Annotated in this window: 1 protein-coding gene and 1 pseudogene; both read left to right on the top strand. The window is 62.3% G+C overall.

All coding sequences use genetic code 11. The features are described from left to right. The first annotated feature begins 1 nt into the window (after position 1). A complete protein-coding gene (locus tag HMPREF3165_RS12825) occupies positions 2–625 on the top strand; it encodes a DUF6318 family protein (protein WP_083303216.1) in 624 nt (207 codons plus the stop codon). A gap of 44 nt (positions 626–669) precedes the next feature. Further along, positions 670–1,047, top strand: a pseudogene (locus tag HMPREF3165_RS14010) (zinc transporter); the annotation flags it as partial.

Here is a 1,047-nt window from a genome sequence, read left to right on the forward strand (position 1 = left end):
GCTGGCGCTGGGGGTGGCGGCCTGCTCGGTGAAGGATGCCAAGGCTGAGGCCAGTGCGAGCGCCAGTGCCAGCGCGTCGGCGGCTATTGCTCGGGCGGAGAAGGGCATTGCTGATGCCAACGCGAGTGCGACTGCCTCCCGGGAGGCGGCCCTGACTCCTGAGCTGCGCGCCAAGCGCGATGCCGCCCTGGCTGAGCCCGCCCCGGCCAAGCCCCCGCAGCTGAACGAGGAGAGCGCTGAGGGCGCAGCAGCCAGCGTCGGCTACTTCCTCGACCTCTACCGCTACGCCTTCATGACCGGCAACACCACCGAGCTAGCAAAGATGAGCGAAGACGGTTGCAAATTCTGCCAATCAGCCATCGACAGATCTACCAGCCTGCATGCCGGCGGAGGCTGGATTGATAAATGGGAACAGAATCTCACCAACGTGACATACTACGAAAAACTAGAGGGTCGCGACTACAATCGCGTCACGGTAGTCGTAGATTACGGCCCCATGACTTCCCATCCTGGAGATGGAGGGGCAGCCAAGACATCCGCTCCGGACGAAGGAAGAAACCTTAACTTCGGCGTACGATACGTTAATGGACGCTGGTCTGTCGGTGGGGTCGAGGTAGTCAAATGACGGCGCCACGCCCTTTTGTCGTCGCCAGCCTCGCCGCGCCACTCATGTTCCCGACACTAGCCCTCGGAAACACAACCCCAGATTCCACCACTGTTGAATCTAATGTAACTGCTGGGAATACGGATACAGGAGTGGAAACCTATGGGGAGGTGACTGAAACTGTCCCTCAAGAAAGCGCGCCGGATTCTGGTGAGCCTGCGTCTCAGGGGCGTCCGGTTGTGACGGCTTCGGATCCGTCGTTGTGGGAGGAGCAGTCTCATCGGGAGTGCTCGCCTGAGAAGGACGCCTACGGGCTGGACAAGTACAGGTGCAACCTGGCCACCCTCAACCGCCCCGGCCAGCCCGACCAGCCCGCCACCGGTGGTGGTGCTCGTGCGGTCACGATCACCACTCGCCAGGCCGCCACGCTGATCGCCTCCGGC

Source organism: Actinomyces sp. HMSC08A09, assembly GCF_001807465.1.
Taxonomy (GTDB): domain Bacteria; phylum Actinomycetota; class Actinomycetes; order Actinomycetales; family Actinomycetaceae; genus Actinomyces; species Actinomyces oris.